This window comes from Paraburkholderia sp. ZP32-5, from assembly GCF_021390495.1.
Taxonomy (GTDB): Bacteria; Pseudomonadota; Gammaproteobacteria; order Burkholderiales; family Burkholderiaceae; genus Paraburkholderia.
In genome coordinates this window covers 4201563-4217481 of the sequence record NZ_JAJEJP010000001.1, presented here as the reverse complement: position 1 = coordinate 4217481, position 15919 = coordinate 4201563, and the positions used below count along the sequence as shown (strand labels likewise).

At 60.6% G+C, this 15919-nt stretch carries 11 protein-coding genes, 1 tRNA gene and 2 riboswitches; of the genes, 2 read left to right on the top strand and 10 right to left on the bottom strand.

Annotation, left to right across the window (positions count from 1 at the left end; genetic code table 11):
• Positions 1–10: 10 nt before the first annotated feature.
• The 3 genes from gcvT to L0U82_RS18310 all read right to left on the bottom strand — a co-directional run bounded on the left by gcvT (position 11) and on the right by L0U82_RS18310 (position 3302).
• Positions 11–1129: a glycine cleavage system aminomethyltransferase GcvT gene (gene gcvT / locus L0U82_RS18320; protein WP_233832864.1), complete on the bottom strand. Its 1119-nt coding sequence runs from the start codon at positions 1127–1129 to the stop codon at positions 11–13.
• Positions 1130–1209: 80 nt separating this feature from the next.
• Positions 1210–1369, bottom strand: a riboswitch (glycine riboswitch).
• A gap of 22 nt (positions 1370–1391) precedes the next feature.
• A riboswitch (glycine riboswitch) is annotated at positions 1392–1494 on the bottom strand.
• 173 nt (positions 1495–1667) lie between these two features.
• Positions 1668–2018, bottom strand: a complete 351-nt coding sequence (locus L0U82_RS18315) for a hypothetical protein (RefSeq protein ID WP_233832862.1) — start codon at positions 2016–2018, stop codon at positions 1668–1670.
• Positions 2019–2252: 234 nt separating this feature from the next.
• Positions 2253–3302, bottom strand: a complete 1050-nt coding sequence (locus L0U82_RS18310) for an oxidoreductase (protein ID WP_233832860.1) — start codon at positions 3300–3302, stop codon at positions 2253–2255.
• Between the two features lie 264 nt (positions 3303–3566).
• Here L0U82_RS18310 and L0U82_RS18305 point away from each other — a divergent pair, with 264 nt between their 5' ends.
• Entirely contained in the window at positions 3567–5657 is a 2091-nt protein-coding gene (locus L0U82_RS18305) for a UvrD-helicase domain-containing protein (RefSeq protein ID WP_233832858.1), read from the top strand.
• Positions 5658–5783: 126 nt separating this feature from the next.
• Here the strand turns inward: L0U82_RS18305 and L0U82_RS18300 are convergent, their stop codons facing one another.
• The gene (locus L0U82_RS18300; RefSeq protein WP_233832856.1) at positions 5784–6686 is read right to left on the bottom strand and encodes a c-type cytochrome; all 903 of its coding nucleotides are present in this window, start codon (positions 6684–6686) and stop codon (positions 5784–5786) included.
• A gap of 295 nt (positions 6687–6981) precedes the next feature.
• On the opposite strand from L0U82_RS18300, the gene L0U82_RS18295 reads away from it, so the two are divergent.
• A tRNA-Arg gene (locus L0U82_RS18295) sits at positions 6982–7057 on the top strand.
• A gap of 134 nt (positions 7058–7191) precedes the next feature.
• Here L0U82_RS18295 and L0U82_RS18290 read toward each other — a convergent pair.
• From L0U82_RS18290 to L0U82_RS18265, 6 genes are all read right to left on the bottom strand, one after another.
• Entirely contained in the window at positions 7192–8550 is a 1359-nt protein-coding gene (locus L0U82_RS18290) for a TniQ family protein (protein WP_233832853.1), read from the bottom strand.
• Positions 8547–9611: an ATP-binding protein gene (locus L0U82_RS18285; RefSeq protein WP_233832851.1), complete on the bottom strand. Its 1065-nt coding sequence runs from the start codon at positions 9609–9611 to the stop codon at positions 8547–8549. The genes L0U82_RS18290 and L0U82_RS18285 overlap by 4 nt, the downstream gene beginning before the upstream one ends.
• 18 nt (positions 9612–9629) lie before the next feature.
• Positions 9630–12611 (bottom strand): DDE-type integrase/transposase/recombinase, encoded by a 2982-nt coding sequence (locus L0U82_RS18280; RefSeq protein ID WP_233832850.1) that lies wholly within the window; start codon positions 12609–12611, stop codon positions 9630–9632.
• A 548-nt stretch (positions 12612–13159) separates the two neighbouring features.
• Entirely contained in the window at positions 13160–13882 is a 723-nt protein-coding gene (locus L0U82_RS18275; RefSeq protein WP_233832849.1) for a hypothetical protein, read from the bottom strand.
• Positions 13883–14766: 884 nt separating this feature from the next.
• Positions 14767–15267, bottom strand: coding sequence for an HAD domain-containing protein (locus L0U82_RS18270; protein ID WP_233832848.1), 501 nt, complete (start codon positions 15265–15267; stop codon positions 14767–14769).
• Positions 15268–15290: 23 nt separating this feature from the next.
• On the bottom strand, positions 15291–15785 hold the full coding sequence (locus tag L0U82_RS18265) for a hypothetical protein (RefSeq protein WP_233832847.1): 495 nt from the start codon (positions 15783–15785) through the stop codon (positions 15291–15293).
• Positions 15786–15919: the final 134 nt, after the last annotated feature.

Here is a 15919-nt window from a genome sequence, read left to right as displayed (position 1 = left end):
TGCGCGGGCTTTAGAGAGCCAGCACCTTGCCGTTGCGCACGAACGGCAGTTTTACCACGCTTGCGGGGCAGGCTTTATCGCGAATCTGGACCTGCACGGTATCGCCCGGTTGCACGCCTTTCGGCACGCGCGCGAAGGCGATCGATTCCTGCATCGTCGGCGAAAACGTGCCGCTCGTGATTTCGCCTTCGCCGTGTGCTGTGACGACTTTCTGATGCGCGCGCAGCACGCCGGCGGCCTTGCCGTTTTCCTTCAGCAGGATCAGGCCGACGAACGCGGCGCGCGAGCCGTCGGCTTCCAGCTTGCTGCGGCCGACAAAGTCGCGCGGCGCGGTGAGATCGACGGTCCATGCGAGACCGGCGTCGAGCGGCGACACGTTGTCGTCCATATCCTGGCCGTACAGGTTCATGCCCGCTTCGAGGCGCAGCGTGTCGCGCGCGCCGAGACCGGCCGGGCGCACGCCTTGCGCGACGAGCGCGTTCCACAGCGCGTCGACATGCGCAGCCGGCACGATGATTTCGAAGCCGTCTTCGCCGGTGTAGCCGGTGCGCGCAACGGTCAATTCGCCGTACGGCGTGCCTGCGACGCGCGCAGCGTTGAACGGCTTCAGCGGCTCGGTGGCGGCGCGCGCGGCCGGCACGGTTTGCCAGACTTTTTCGCGTGCGTTCGGGCCTTGCACGGCGACGATCGCGAGATCGCGACGCGGTGTGATCGTCAGGGCGAAACCGCCTTCGGCATTGAGCTGGCCGAACCACGCGATGTCTTTATCGGCGGTGCCGGCGTTGACGACCAGACGGAAGTGATCTTCGGCGAAGTAATAGACGATCAGATCGTCGATCACGCCGCCGTTCGGGTTCAGCATGCAGGAATAGAGCGCGCGGCCCGGCGTTTGCAGTTTGGCGACATTGTTCGCCAGCGCGAATTCGAAGAACGCGCGCACGCGCTCGCCGGTGAAATCGACCGCGCACATATGCGATACGTCGAACATGCCGGCGTCGGTGCGCACCGCGCGGTGTTCGTCGATCTGCGAGCCGTAGTTGACGGGCATGTCCCAGCCGCCGAAATCGACCATGCGAGCGTTGAGCGCGCGGTGAGCGGCGTGGAGCGGGGTGTGTTTGAGTTCGGTCATGGGGCCTCGGGCGTCTCGCGAAACAAAAAAGGCCATGCGGCTCTACGCCTCGCGGCCGTGTGCCTGCGAGCGTGGTGCTACATGACCCCTCTGTCCTCGATACCTGAGAGATTGCGCTGCCGTGACCTGCTCAATGAGCTTCGATTCGTCACGGTGACGCGCGCCCCTTCGGTGGGCAGCCTGCCTGCGATGCACGACGTGCGACGCGAATGGCTACTGCCGCTCTCCAGAGTGCGAAAAAGCCGCCGTAAAGCGGTGTTTTTCGACGCGGTCGGTCCTTTTGCCTGAGAGTTTGCGGGTGTGCCCCTTCGGCGGCGCGGCCTGCGATTTTGCATGCGGCCAGCGCGCTCTCCCGACGCGTGCGGCGAATTTACGCGACGGGCAGGGGCTTTGTCAAATGAAGGCCCGCGGGCGGTGTGGTGGCGGGTGTGGCGATGCGCCGGCGCGGAAAAAAGAAAGCGCGGGACGTGGTGCCCGCGCTTTTTGCTGCGCTTTTTACCGGTTGATGAGCGGACGTATCAGCCCGCTCACCCAGCCGTTACTCGCCGATCGCGTGTGCCGCGTTGTCGAGTTCTTCGTTCAGCACGCGCTGCTCTTCGGAGGACAATCCGCCGCCGTGTCGCGCGGCCATATCGTGTGCTTCCTGGCGGATCGTTTCCAGCCGGTGATGAAGCGCCGCGCCTTGCGGCGGCGGGTAATAGCCCTGATTCACGCGGTTGTCGATGCGGCGTGCGAGATTCTCGATACGGCCGTCGACCTGATGCAGACGCTGGTCCGCGATCTGCTGCGGGCTAGGGCTCGGATGCTGCGGCGGCGGGGGTGTCACGACGCACGCGGCGACAGAGGTGAGCAGTGCGCATGCGGCGAGGACACGGGTGATACGAAGCATGGATTCTCCGGAGGTCGTTGTTGTTTGGACGGGGCGGGGGATGCGGATACCCTTCGTTAGCAACGGATGATGACGGATGCCCGCTGACCCATCCGCGGGCAAATTTTGTAACGTTATGTTCCTTGCGGGAATGTCAGGAAAGGCCCGGCCGGATAGGCTCGAACACGCATCGAGCCAGGTCTTTTTTGGTACACAGCGCGTGGCGGCGCGAAGCCGGCCACGCCCAGCGCGGGCTCAGCGAATGCGTTCGAACGGCAATCGCACGCCTTCTTCCGAGCTGCGCGCGGCCAGTTCGATGATCGTCATCACGTCGACCGCGTCCTGTGCGCTGACCGGAAACGCAACGCGGTTCTGGATCGCATCGGCCAACGCGATATAGAAGCCAGCGTAGTCGCCGTCGCGGGTCGGCCATTCGCGTTCGACTTCCTGGTCGCCATCGAGCGCGCGCAGCACGCCGGGCGCATTGCCGCCGCCGAAACCTTCGGCGCCCGGGCGCAGACCTGCCTTCAACTGGTCTTCCTGCGTATCGAGCCCGTATTTCACATAGCTGCCGCGCGTGCCGTGGATCGCGAAACGCGGTCCGGGGATGGCCGTCAGCGCACTGGCGTGCAGCACGACTTCGAACTCGCCGTAGCCAAGTTGAATGTGCACGTAGTCCGGCGCACTCGCGTCGTCGCGATGTGAGCGCACGGTCGCCGACACCGTTTGCGGCGCGCCGAACAGCGTGAGCGCCTGGTCGATCAGATGCGGGCCGAGGTCGAGCAGCAGACCGCCGCCGCGCGTCACGTCTTCGCGCCAGCGCTGCCGCACGCCCGGCCGGAAGCGGTCGAAATGCGATTCGTATTGCGTGACTCGGCCCAGTTCGACGCGCGCGAGCAGATCGCGCACGGTCATAAAATCGCCGTCCCAGCGCCGATTGTGAAAGGGCGCGAACAGCTTGCCGCGTGCGAGCGCGATGTTGGCGAGCGTATGGGCGTCGGCGGCGGTGAGCGTGACCGGCTTGTCGACGACCACGTGCTTGCCGCCTTCGAGCGAGCGGCGCGCGAGGTCGAAGTGCGTGTCGTTGGGCGTGGCGATCACGATGCAGTCGATTTCGTCGAGCGCGAGCAGCGCGTCGAGATCGGCGACGATTTTTGCGTGTGGATAGTCGGCCCGCGCGCGCTCGGTCTGCCCGGTCGCGATCGCGGCGACGCTCGCGCGCCCGCAATGTTCGATCACCGGGGCGTGAAACGTCGCGCCGGCGAAACCGTAGCCCATCAATCCAATCTTCAGCGATGCGGACATGCGTGTCTTCCTGCAAAACGGCGCGCCGTCTTGCCACCGCGGCGGCGGCGCGCAATCTCATTATTGTGGCATTTGTGGGAGGAAGCGGGGCACCTCCGCGCATCGACAGGCAACCGTGTTAGCATCGCTGCTCTCGCGAGAAGCGAGCCACGCGGAAGCTCGATTCCAACACGGCGCGCTTCGCGCAGCATGCCCCCGGGCCCTCGGCCGGCGCCTCCCGCCGGTGCGACTTCGACAGCCCTCAACCGTACCCATCCACAGACGATGTCCGCAGGCCTGAACCCCGCTCAAAGTGAAGCGGTCCGTTATCTCGACGGCCCCTGTCTCGTGCTCGCCGGCGCGGGCAGCGGCAAGACACGCGTGATCACGCAGAAAATCGCGCATCTGATCGAAGCCAAAGGCTTCGAGCCGCGCCACATCGCCGCCGTCACCTTCACGAACAAGGCCGCCGCGGAAATGCGCGAGCGCGTCGGCAAGCTGCTCGAAGGCAAGACGCTGACCGCGCCGGGCAAGGAAGGCCGTAAGGTGCCGGTGAACCAGCTGACGGTCTGCACGTTCCACTCGCTCGGCGTGCAGATTCTGCGTCAGGAGGCGGAGCACGTCGGCCTGAAGCCGCAGTTCTCGATCATGGATTCGGATGACTGCTTCGGCATGATTCAGGAGCAGGTCGGCTCGACGGACAAGGGCTTTATCCGCAAGGTCCAGTCGATCATCTCGCTGTGGAAAAACGGTCTGATCATGCCCGAGCAGGCGATCGCGACCGCGTCGACCGAGGACGAGCATCAGGCCGCGATCGTCTATCGCAATTACGTGGCGACGCTGCACGCGTACCAGGCCGTCGATTTCGACGATCTGATCCGCCTGCCCGCCGAGCTGTTCGCGAGCAACGAGCAGGTGCGCGACCGCTGGCAAAACAAGCTGCGCTATCTGCTGATCGACGAATATCAGGACACGAACGCGTGCCAGTACGAACTGGTCAAGCTGCTGGCCGGCAAGCGCGCGGCGTTCACAGCGGTCGGCGACGACGATCAGGCGATCTACGGCTGGCGCGGCGCGACGCTCGAAAACCTCGGCCAGCTCGGCAAGGATTTTCCGAACCTGCATCTGATCAAGCTCGAACAGAATTACCGCTCGACGGTGCGGATTCTGACCGCCGCGAACAACGTGATCGCGAACAATCCGAAGCTGTTCGAGAAGAAGCTATGGTCCGAGCACGGGATGGGCGACACGATCACCGTGACGGGCTGCAACGACGAAGAGCACGAAGCTGAGTCGGTGGTGTTTCGCCTGTCCGCGCACAAGTTCGAGCGGCGCACGAATTTCCGCGACTACGCGATCCTGTATCGCGGCAACTTCCAGGCGCGCATCTTCGAACAGGTGCTGCGCCGCGAGCGGATTCCGTATGTGCTGTCGGGCGGCCAGTCGTTCTTCGACAAGGCCGAGATCAAGGACATCTGCGCATACCTGCGTCTGATCGCCAATGCGAACGACGACCCGGCTTTCATCCGCGCGATCACGACGCCGCGCCGCGGCGTCGGCAACACGACGCTCGAAGCGCTCGGCGCGTTTGCCGGGCAGGCGAAGGTGTCGTTGTTCGAGGCGGTGTATATGGGCGGTATCGAAGCGCGCCTGTCGCCGCGCCAGATCGAGCCGATGCGCGCGTTCTGCGACTTCATGCAACGCCTGACCGATCGCGCGGAGAAGGACGCCGCCGGCACACTGCTCAATGAGCTGATGGACGCGATCCACTACGAGGCCTATCTGTACGATGCGTTCGACGAACGCCAGGCGCAGGCGAAGTGGCAGAACGTGCTCGAATTCATCGAGTGGCTGAAGCGCAAGGGCACCAAGGAAGAGCCGCAGAACGGCAACGGCAGCGAAGCGACCGGCTACGACACCGCCGACGGTTTCGGCGACACCGGCAAGAACCTGCTCGGCCTGATCCAGACCGTCGCGCTGATGTCGATGCTCGAAGGCCGCGAGGAAGACCCGGATGCGGTGCGGCTGTCGACCGTGCATGCGTCGAAGGGGCTCGAATATCCGCACGTGTTTCTTGTCGGTGTCGAGGAAGGCATCATGCCGCATCGCGGCGGCCCCGACGATGAACCGATCGACGACGCGCGCATCGAGGAGGAGCGCCGGCTGATGTACGTCGCGATCACGCGTGCGCAACGCAGTCTGCATCTGAACTGGTGCAAGAAGCGCAAGCGCGCGCGGGAGACGGTGGTGTGCGAGGCGTCGCGCTTTATCGCCGAAATGCTGCTCGACGACGCGCCGCCGCCGACGGCGGAAGAAGCGCCGATGACGCCGAAGGACCGGCTGGCGACGTTGAAGGCGTTGTTGCAGAAGGCTTGAGAGGGCGCGTTCGAGTGCCCGTTGTTGCGACTCGCCGCGTATAAAAAAATCCCTGCAATGCGTTCCCGCATGCAGGGATTTTTTATTGTTGCGGCCGACTGGGGAGCCAGTCGAATGCGTGCCCGCTTACTTCACCGCGCTAACCATATAGTCGACAGCGGCCTTCACATCCGCATCCGATGCATTCGATCCACCCTTCGGCGGCATCGCGCCCTTGCCGTGCAGCGCGTAGTTGTAGACGGTGTCCATCGAGTCTTTCAGACGCGGTGCCCACGCTTCCTTGTCACCGAATTTCGGCGCGTTCAGCACGCCGGCCGCGTGGCAAGCCTGGCAGACAGCCTGATAGAGCGCCTTGCCGGCTTGCGAGGCATCCGCGCTTTGCGCGCCACCGGCTGCCGGAGCAGGGGTTTGCGGCACGTTGGCCATCGCTGCCATCGCGGCGGCGGCCTGAGTGGCGCCTGCGTCCGATGCGCCTGCCGCCGCACCCGAAGCTGCCGCAGCACCAGAGGCGGCTGCCGCGCCCGCTGCCGGCTGCGCCGGTTCGGGGAAGCTCGCCCCCGAGTTGTTCGCCATATAGACGACCGCGCGGGCGATCTCGAAGTCGCTGTAATCGTCGGGGCTCGTGCCGCCGCGCGGCGGCATCGCGCCCTTACCGGACAGCGCGGTGTGCCAGAGCGTGTCGAAACCTTGCGCGATGCGCGGTGCCCAGTCGGCGGTATTGGTGAATTTCGGCGCGCCTGCGGCACCCGACGCATGACACGCGGAGCAGACCGCCTTATAGACTTCCTCGCCGCTCTTGTAGACGCGCGGTGCGTTGGCGTCGCGGATGTCGACTTGCGCGATCGGATGGATCCGCGAGGTGACTTCGGCTTCGGAAAGGGAGTCGGTGCCGGCGCCGGTGCGCGTCGAATTATCGACGTAGGCGGCGAGCAGAACGATGATGACGATCGGCACAGCAAACCCGGCGATGACCGCGGCGATGAGCTGTGCTGGGGTTTTGATCGGGGCTCCGTGTGGTGCTTCGCTCATGCTTGTCTCGTCTCCGTGTGTATGTGAGCGGTACAGCGCGACGGCAACTTCTTGTTCTTTGTCAGCCACGGACGATTATAGACGCAAGATTTCGGCGGCGGCGAGGGGGCCTGGAAGGTGTTCAGCAGGCGTTTACCCGCATCGGCGCGGTCGGCATGAGCGGGATGGGACGGCCGCGACAGGCGGCGCGCTGGCCGTCCGGTGGACGGTTAGGTCGAAACCGGGTATCCTCTCGGTCTCTCGCTTTGGCGTCGCGTCCGTTCTGGTTGCCGCGCTTTCGCGCAGTTCTCATGAAGCGCCCGTAGCTCAATGGATAGAGTACTGCCCTCCGAAGGCAGGGGTTGCTGGTTCGATCCCAGCCGGGCGCGCCAAGTGAATTCAAGCGCTTAGGTTCTTCCTCGCTGTCCAGTTCACCTCTTAATGTCGTTTACGACACGAACAGGTTGTTTTGCGGGGGATGAGAGTCCACGAATGGACTGTCCTTCCCGACAGGTCTCGTAGAAGCTCATCTGGCTTTCCTCGTATTTTCCGGTCTCGCGGCTATCGCGCGTGCTCGGTGCAGGAAATCATGACCCTCAACGAATCGGTACCGGATACCCGTCCGCCTGAAGACATCCTCGTGAACGTCGCGCCTCGTTGGCGTGAGGCCCATTTTCCGTGCCAAGGCTGCGTGTGACCGATTGAATTCGGCGAAACGAGATTCCCGACGATTGACCGTTCTCATTCGCCGGTCCTCTGCTCCTCGCTGAACAAGCACATCCCAAGAAGTCGGTGACAGTTTTTTCAGGTATTTTTGAGATACATCCAGCAGGTCAGCAGCTTGCTTTCCGTGGCGTGCTGCTCCGGATTTAACGATAGCTTCCAGCTCGGTCAGCAACACATCCGTGGGCCTCTTTGCGCCGTTTCGTCGCTTCGGCGCCAAAACAGGTGGTGGAGACAAGAGGGCTACTCGCCTCAGCATCACCTTGTTGCCAAGGATGACGTCCGATACGGCGCAACCACAACAGTATGCTATCTGCAGGAGGCGCGGCAGACTCGGTCTAACATCACCGCTAGTCCACCCAGAGAGTTCGCCTTTGCCTACGCCGAGGTGTTGGGCAAAGTTCATAGCGACGCCGGCGAACAGTTTGTTAATAGCAAACTTGAGGAAGGGAGCGGGGCTGCAATTGCTCTCGAACACTTCAGGATGGTGGTGTATGTCGTCAAGAAGGTGGGCTGTCATACGGGCCATGCAGGATTGCTCGTCGGTTGCTGGGGTAGCGTTCGCAGCAGCGAGGCTGGTTCCGTCCAAACGCGAAATACCCGGCAGGAAAAAAGGCCGTCCTTCATTCGAGGCAAAAGAGCGCACTTCGACCAGAAGCACGTTGTGGACAGGGCACGCCTTTACACAATCCAGTGACCACAGCAGGCGGTTGTATTTCGGTCGCTTGTTGTTTTCATCGTCCAAATAGCAAAGCGGGCAATAGCGCTCGGTCTGGGAAAGAAGCTTGTACCTAGGCACTATGTCACGCAGCGGGAGCAGGGTTCTTAAGTGAAGGTCGTTTCGGAGCGTAAGTTGAGACAGAGCATCCACCCATTGGTCGGCTAACTTCGTCACTCCATTCATGGATAGCCCATAGCAAACATCTGCGATACTTCGTCGGCCTCTCTCCGATTTCCCACTAATAACTGGCGCCACTGCGCGCATCGCGAGAGTCCACGGACGCATCAGGTGAAGCTCGGCCAGTCGGCGAAAGTAGCTCGCTAGGTCTTCGAAGCTCTCACCACCCACACCCAGGGGGGCGAGTCCTAGAAATGCAGACCGTGGCGGAGCATCTTTGGGCCATCCACCCGGAAGCTCCACCAGAGCAATTTTCTCTGTCATCGAGCACTCCTGCAGTTCAAGGCCTTGCGTTCAGCCTCTTCCTGTCTGAGTTCTGTGCGAACTTGTTCCTCGGTCATGTAATCGACCGCTTCATCTGTATTGAGGAACGGCAAGACATTAGTTTCGCCTTCGATGGTAGCCCTTGCAATTTTTCGCTGCGCTGCTTTTGATGGCATTGCAAGGCGAAGCTTTTCTTCGTTCCACGCGGGATATCGCTCGAAGCAGCAATGTTCGCAAGCCCTTTTTAAGACATCGGCGGCTAACCCAGGGAGGCCAACGGTGCCGACCAGCATGTATTCAATCTGGTTGTCGGTCAGTTCGAATTCGAGTTTGTACGGCAGGGATGCGACATACGACCTGAGGAAGGTTCCGAACTCTTTGGCGTCGTCCTGCGTTTGCAGGTATCGCGGATAGTGAATGACTCCAACGCGACGACCCAACTGGTCACTCGCGATAGCAAGCTCTTCACACCCGTATGCTCCGAGAAGTAACAGATTGAAGCCAGCGCGGTTCGATAGTGACTTGAGGAAATCGCCATACAGCAGCGGGTTGGTTCTGGAGTTCGTGAAGTGGACTGCTTCATCGAGGATGAGATGCCGCAATTCGCGCTTTATCAACGCGCTTTCGAACTCGAGGCGACCCCGCTTAATGGGGTCCCACAGTTCGTCAGATTCCATTGGTGCGGCGACCATATCAAGGGCGCTGGGAACCAGTAGGTCTGAGCACAACCGGTTATACAACAGGACAAAATTCATTTCACCCGTGTGGTCGGCTGGGTCCACTTCGCTCATGACAGCTGGGATGACATGAGGCCGTTCCTGTATTTGCACTTGGTAACGCTTCAGGAGATTACGCAACTGCATGCGACCGAAGCTCGATTTCCCTATACCGGTTGGACCCACAACCACTGTAAGTGACAGCCCCGCGCCTGCAGTCATCCGCCTGCTGACTTCCTTGGCGAGAATCTCAAGATTGCGATGTGGGACGAAGAGCCACTTGAGGTACTCCTCCTTGTCCTCAGGCGAGCCTGCGATAGCTTGTTCGCGAGTAAGCATTGCCATACCTACCTCCAACGTTGACTAGATGGGACGACGGACGGGAAGTGATGTGTAGCCAATCTTGAAACCAAAATTGAACGGAGGCTTTTCGTTTCGCGCATCGTCGTTCGCGGTGACCTCCGATTGGGGCTGGGCATTAGGATTCCGCACGCGCGTGGACTTCTGTTTCTGCAGCTTGAGCGACGTGGTCGACTGCTGAACCTTCACGTAGGTCTGCCCTGAGTCAGTCCCGCTCGTCGAAGGGACTTCGACCACGTCATCTGCAACAACCTTTCTGATTTCAATTGCGGCGAGACCAGCTGCCCCATAAATCTGGCGTGTCGCAGCCGTTGCTTCTGCTGCTGGCGGGAGCGTGTGGTCTGCGAAAACGTCAGAGATGACCGATTCAAAGTCGGCCTCGGGAGCAGCCTTCAGGCGCAGACGGACTTCGTACAGCGCGTACCGAAGCTCAATGAAGGTCAACTTCTGGAAGCGCCTGAGCAGCGGCGAGATGCACTTGTGCCACTTGCCATTGATGATTGCGTAGGCGACGCTCACGTCCCACATGTCAACGAATACCGGGACTTCCTTGCTCTTATGGCGATGCGCAGCAAACTCGTCTGTCCAGTAGTAGATGGGTCCAATCTTCACGCCCATCCGCGGATTGACCGTGCGGGTGCCCCTCCTCGATACCGGGACCAACGTCTGGAGCATGAAGTTGGTGTCATAGGGACGTAGGCGCGTTTGCCGCCGACTGGTCATCATGAACTGGTGATGCATGAACTGCTCTGGTGTATGGTCGTGAGCAGGATGGACGCGTTCCCGGTTGTACTCGGCGAAGAAGAAATATTCGAGCAGCCCGTGGAGCTCGACGAAGCTAAGATGGTCAGCTCGCATCGGGTCGATTGACCGAGTCAGGGTGCGGACGTGTTGAGTGGCCTTTGTGTTGCCCACGAGGTTGTGAATCAGCAACGTGTTGGTGGTTCCGAAGAGACGCTCGACAACGCCGCCGAATCTCGCCTTGTGCGCGGGCCGGAAATCGAGGGTTATATCGTTCAGGTCACAAAACCTGTCGAACGCGGCTGACCTGAACTCTGCCCCGTTGTCGACGACAATCGTGTCCGGGACCCGCTTGTGAATGGAGACCATGCTGCGCATTGCCATCATGCAGCTTACGGTGCTAGGCGGATGCGCTGAGAGGTAGAAGGCGAGGACGGCGCGAGACTGAGCGTCCATCACGATGGTCAGCCAGGGACGTAGCCTGTACCAACGACCACCGTAACCGCGCACCTTGATGATAATGTCGAGCTTCGTGTGGTCGATGTGTACGCGGGCAAACGGCCAGCCCCCGTGAATGCTCTCGGCTCGATTCAGATACCAGACGGCGGGTTCCTTGCTGTAGGCCCGGCGGCTTCCTTCGCGCAACTTCTCATCGCGGAAGCGTGCCGAGCGGCGGTAAAACGTATTTTTTGTGCACGGCTTGATGTTCCGCTCCTTGCACAGGCGCTTGAGCTTCTCATAAGAGTGGCTATTCAGTGGATTAGTTGGATTGTTCCCACTGAGGGCCACCTCTCTAATCAACGCCAGGACGTCAAGCGTAAGCTGTGGAACCCTGCGGGCACCGCCAGGTATTCCCGGTATCAATGCAAGCAACTGCAACGGCTGCGAATCGCCTGCCGCGCGCAGAAGCTTTCGCCAGCTCTGCAATGTCCGGACGCTGAACCCGTGAGGGGCATCCATCTTTTCGAGATTTCTGAGGAGCTCGAGCCTGCCGCGCGCTACGGCGATTCGCTCGTCGGAAACGTATTCGTAATCGGCGAGCAATTCCTGCGTTGTCTTTGGTGAGGAGAGCGGTCGGATATCGCCCTTGAAGAGCGACAGCTGAAACTGTGCGTCGCTGATTTCTTCGAAGGTCGTTGAATCAGAGTTGCGGAAGAGCACCTTCCCAGCCGGCAAGCCGGTCACAACGAAGGTATGAGGTTGCTTGTTGAAGACGAACTCGGTGCCGACCTCAACGTTCATGACGAAGCTTTCGGAGACGGCGTGGGGCGGAGGACGACGCCATTTGACGAGCTCCAGCTGTTCGGGACTTGAGCAGACCACGACGGAGAACGGGTCGGACAACTCGTCATAGTCGAGGTCGACGTAAAGGCGTTGTTCTGAAATGGCCTTGTGAACGTCCTCTCTCCGGAATCGACCAGGGGGTGTCGGAAGGACTACGGTCTCGTTCCAGGGTGTCTCGTCCTCATACGCGAGTGCGAGTAGAGACGCCAGGCTCATCGCTCCGCACTGCCCAACAATATCTTCGATGACCGACCATTGAGCATCGTCCAACGGTCGCGCATCTGGTTTGAAATACGGCTTCAGAAACTGCAGGTTCTCCGCAAATGTGGTTGCGATTTCGTCCGAGGAGCGAACGCAATAGTCGATGCCGAGCTGGTTGAAGTAGGCCTCCCGTTCGGGGCAGCGCCACGTACCATCGTCGGTCTTGAAGAACCGGTTCGAATTTCTCTTGGCGAGCTTTCGAAGGTCCTCTTCTGTCTTCCATTCCTCAAGTATCGGACCATGCTTGGTCAAGCGAAGGATGTCAGGCGTGCACGGGACCTCGTGGGTATATTCGGTGACCTTGCCCCGTGACGACGTACGGCGTATGACAGTGGGGATGCCCACCTTCACCGGCTGACAGTACAACTCGTGAGTGACGCCATCGAAGTCCGCGTGTACGACGGCCGGGAATTCGACCCTCTTGCTTTCGGTCCCCAGCCTCTTCTTCATTTTGAGCGACGTGTACTGACTAATCACATTGCCGCCACGGCCGGGAAATTTGCGAGTTGGTGACTCTATGCGCGACCGGATGATGTACTTCTGCCCTTGTTCCGGGGTTCCCCACTCCACAAATGCGGCACGAAGTTCTTCGTTGGTGTAGGGCTTTGCCGACCCTAAGGGGTAGGTCTCGCGCCACTGGGCATCCCTCTGCTGCCAGGTCGAGATGGGCGCAAGGGTAACTGGAAGCTCAATTTTCATGCGGTCCTCTGCTTTGATTTGCGCGCTGACCATGAGGCCAGCGCGCGTTGCGTTGAGATACCTACGGAAACGGCCGGGTCCTTATCGCGGCATGCCTACCGGCCTGTGCGATACCGACGCTTTGACCTCACTTGCAAACTAGGCAGAGGCAACGCTCGGGTGCGCTCCATTGATGCTTTGAGGAAGGCTTCGCGAACGCATTCGATTGACCGTTCGAACTGGGCGCGAGCATCGGAGTGGGCAGGACGTCTGATGACCGCCACGCCCTGCTCGGCGCAGAGCAGGGCCAGCGTCGCTGTGCTCGACTTCTCACTAGAATCCGCCACTATGGTCGACGGGTAGCGCCGTACCTTCAGCGTAGGCTCCTTCATGTAGACCGGCACCATCGCCGCACGGACGCGAGCGCCGCCTGAGCGAATCTTCGCGGGCTGGATGGAATCACGGTTGCTTTGCCTCATGGCACATCCTCCTGAGAGATGAAACGCGACTGCGGAACTCGTGCCCCTTGGGAGTTAGTCGAGGCACGTCGGACCCCGATACGCGGGGCGTCACTGATGGATCGAAAAAAGAGCGCCTGACTTGCCCTGCTGATTGAGTCGAACGTGAATCTGGTCCCACTGGTACCGGAGGCGAATGAGCGACCCAATGTACGCAGCCCGCTCCCCGTTAGCGGGACCCACAATCTGGCCAAGCGCGAAGGTCAGCCAGCCGTCGATGGCGTCGACCACCTCCGCATGAGTGAGCGCGCGCAAGCGTTCGCCCCAAGCGGAGACTGTCGCGTGACCCGTCAGCACGCTGAAGGGAGCGTTCGCCCGGGAGATAGATGCGAAGGGAAAGGAGCCCTCGAGCTGCGAGGGGGCGTCGGACAGCGTGGGGTTCAATTGCGTGGGCATCGTCGCTTCGAAGATTTGCGAGTCGCACTTGCGCCTGACCAGCACACGCTCGGGTGCGTTGTGCGCTCGCGCCGCATCCCAGACGACACGCGCCCGACGTGCAGAGGCCGTTTTTGCAGGCAGGCCGTTCGACGGCGCCTGGACCGCGCACAGCCGTTGGATGCTTCTAGGGCATCCCGCAACTACCCCTCCGCGTGGCGGGACGGGCAAGTATCGCGACGAGCGCATGGTCAGCATCCCTGGTTTGCTCGGAGCTGCGTGACGGGTCGCCTTCTCGGACGCCCGTGCCTCGCTTGCGACGTCGCTAAAATTTTTGAGGCGGACGACGAAGTCCTCCAGCTCACGCGTAAAGCTGCTCGGCGCGGTCTTTGAGTGCATGACAATTCCTTTAGAAAAGTGGGCAGCCGTGCCCCCTCGCAGCGTGTCTGGAGCGCGCCGGCGACAGGACGGGTACAACACTGCAGCGGTCCCGCGAACGCAATTGGTTAGCGTTCTGACGTAATTCAGAGACTCACCGGACTGGTGGAAGGGCCTGATTTGTCAGCCAGATGCGGCGGCTCGCCCCGGTTTTGCCAGGAGCGCGGAGAGGTACTGAGGGGAAGCGGAAGGAGCCGGGAGGAGGCGGCGGAGGGAGTGCGGAGGAGGTGAAACAGGGGGAAAACAATTGGGGACAGGGTGTCTTGGAGGGGTACCGGCGCCACCACATAGGAGGGGGGAGCTGCCGAGGGCCGAAGTTCGGTGGAATTGGCCGAAAATGCATGATATTCGAAGTCATTTGGCGTCAGATATCCGTTCGTTGAAGACGAGCGAAGTCCTTTGACGCCCAGAGCCCCCCGTGAGAACATTGGGGTGCGAACCGTGGTTTCTCTTACGGGGAGCCACTGGGGTCGCGGTCCATTTTTTGGGCTTAGCGACCCCTCTTCATTTGTGCGGTCACGCACGCGCTGCGGGGTCGCATCGCCCCATCGGGCTTAGTAGATGAGCACTGGGGTCCGGCGGCTACCTCCTGAAATTTGAAGTGGAAAACCGGGGGAAGTTGCACCTGCGAAGCGATGAGAAATGATAGAACGAGACGCTTCGAAATGTATAGCGTTTTTGGAGCGTTTTTAGAGAACTTCGTTTCGAAATTCTCCGGGCTGTCACGCACAAAATTCCTGCTAACTTATTTATTGCGGAATAAATGTCTTTTCTGTTTATGTTTTGATAGCGGGTGTATATCTAAACAGAACTTCTCAAATCGTCCGTTTCGCCACGGGAACTTGTTAAGGATGCCGCATCTTCATACGCTCCTCGCTGACAATCATGTCGATACGACGCCGCAATACCTGAGCGGCTTGGGGAGTCGCCATCCCTTCGGATTCGTTGACGGCAAGCAGATGCGGAAGGTAGCAACGTAGGTAGCGTGCGTTGCTGTGGTCCAGTATCAGATAAGCGTCCGAGCGGCTGTCCGTAATCCGTGTCTCTGCTTCGCGAACGCGATGAGGCAATTCGCAATACGACGCGGAGAATCCAAGAACGGCGCCGGTCACGCGGGATGCGAGGGCCGCTGAGAGCAGGTTCAGGCAAGTGTCGAAGCCGAGGTAGTAGGTCCACCACGTGTTGAGCACAATGCCTACGTCTTCGTGAGCGGCGAGAACTTCTGTCAGCAGATGGGCATGCTCCAGCACGCGATGGCCTTCTATCTCCAGTTCGGGCGCTCGACCGGGTCGATACGCGACCTGATTCGGGTGCAGTACCCCGTCCAGATTAAGGTATAAATTCATTCGGATACCTACAGAATTAGAGTTTATGTGCTCTGGACGCGGGTAGCGCAATCGAGGATATCTAAAATGATTTCCGCGTATTGGGTTGCGGCGAGTTCGGACGTATTATTCACGAGAACGGCTTGCGGCAGGTACTCGTAAGGGACAGCTGAAGAGCAACTATCTACAATCAGGAGATGGGACGGGTTCCGCCGCCTGATGTCAGCGCGCAGAATGTCTACGCGAGGTAAGGTAGGGAGCCGACGGTGGGTGCGATTTCCTTGCATGGTCGCCCCGACCGTTTTGCTCGCAATCGGAGCAGGCAGCAGATTCAGCACGCCCCGATATCCGTAGTCGGGCACGAGCCACGAGTTGATGACAATCGTCAGGTCGAGGTACTCGTCAACGATACGTGACAGTCGATGAAGGAGGGGCAGCGGTAGAGCGCTCGGATGCTCGAGCTGGCAGCGTGAGAGGCGAGTTGTGCAGCGGCGAGCGAAGGTTACGCCTTCGAGCCCAAGGTAGAGTGTTGAGGACATGACCGAATCCTCCGCCAGAGCACCTTCTGTGGTTGGTCCGCAGTGTCTGGCGGCAACCAGGAAGATGGGTGTCTTATGGGCCCTTCCGTTGGCGTTTGACTTTTGGATGAGCCATGTGTGTTAACACACATCAA

Coding starts and splice junctions, on each gene's coding strand:
- gcvT (WP_233832864.1), bottom strand. CDS start 1,129: ATGACCGAACTCAAACACACCCCGCTCCACGCCGCTCACCGCGCGCTC.
- L0U82_RS18315 (WP_233832862.1), bottom strand. CDS start 2,018: ATGCTTCGTATCACCCGTGTCCTCGCCGCATGCGCACTGCTCACCTCT.
- L0U82_RS18310 (WP_233832860.1), bottom strand. CDS start 3,302: ATGTCCGCATCGCTGAAGATTGGATTGATGGGCTACGGTTTCGCCGGC.
- L0U82_RS18305 (WP_233832858.1), top strand. CDS start 3,567: ATGTCCGCAGGCCTGAACCCCGCTCAAAGTGAAGCGGTCCGTTATCTC.
- L0U82_RS18300 (WP_233832856.1), bottom strand. CDS start 6,686: ATGAGCGAAGCACCACACGGAGCCCCGATCAAAACCCCAGCACAGCTC.
- L0U82_RS18290 (WP_233832853.1), bottom strand. CDS start 8,550: ATGACAGAGAAAATTGCTCTGGTGGAGCTTCCGGGTGGATGGCCCAAA.
- L0U82_RS18285 (WP_233832851.1), bottom strand. CDS start 9,611: ATGGCAATGCTTACTCGCGAACAAGCTATCGCAGGCTCGCCTGAGGAC.
- L0U82_RS18280 (WP_233832850.1), bottom strand. CDS start 12,611: ATGAAAATTGAGCTTCCAGTTACCCTTGCGCCCATCTCGACCTGGCAG.
- L0U82_RS18275 (WP_233832849.1), bottom strand. CDS start 13,882: ATGCACTCAAAGACCGCGCCGAGCAGCTTTACGCGTGAGCTGGAGGAC.
- L0U82_RS18270 (WP_233832848.1), bottom strand. CDS start 15,267: ATGAATTTATACCTTAATCTGGACGGGGTACTGCACCCGAATCAGGTC.
- L0U82_RS18265 (WP_233832847.1), bottom strand. CDS start 15,785: ATGTCCTCAACACTCTACCTTGGGCTCGAAGGCGTAACCTTCGCTCGC.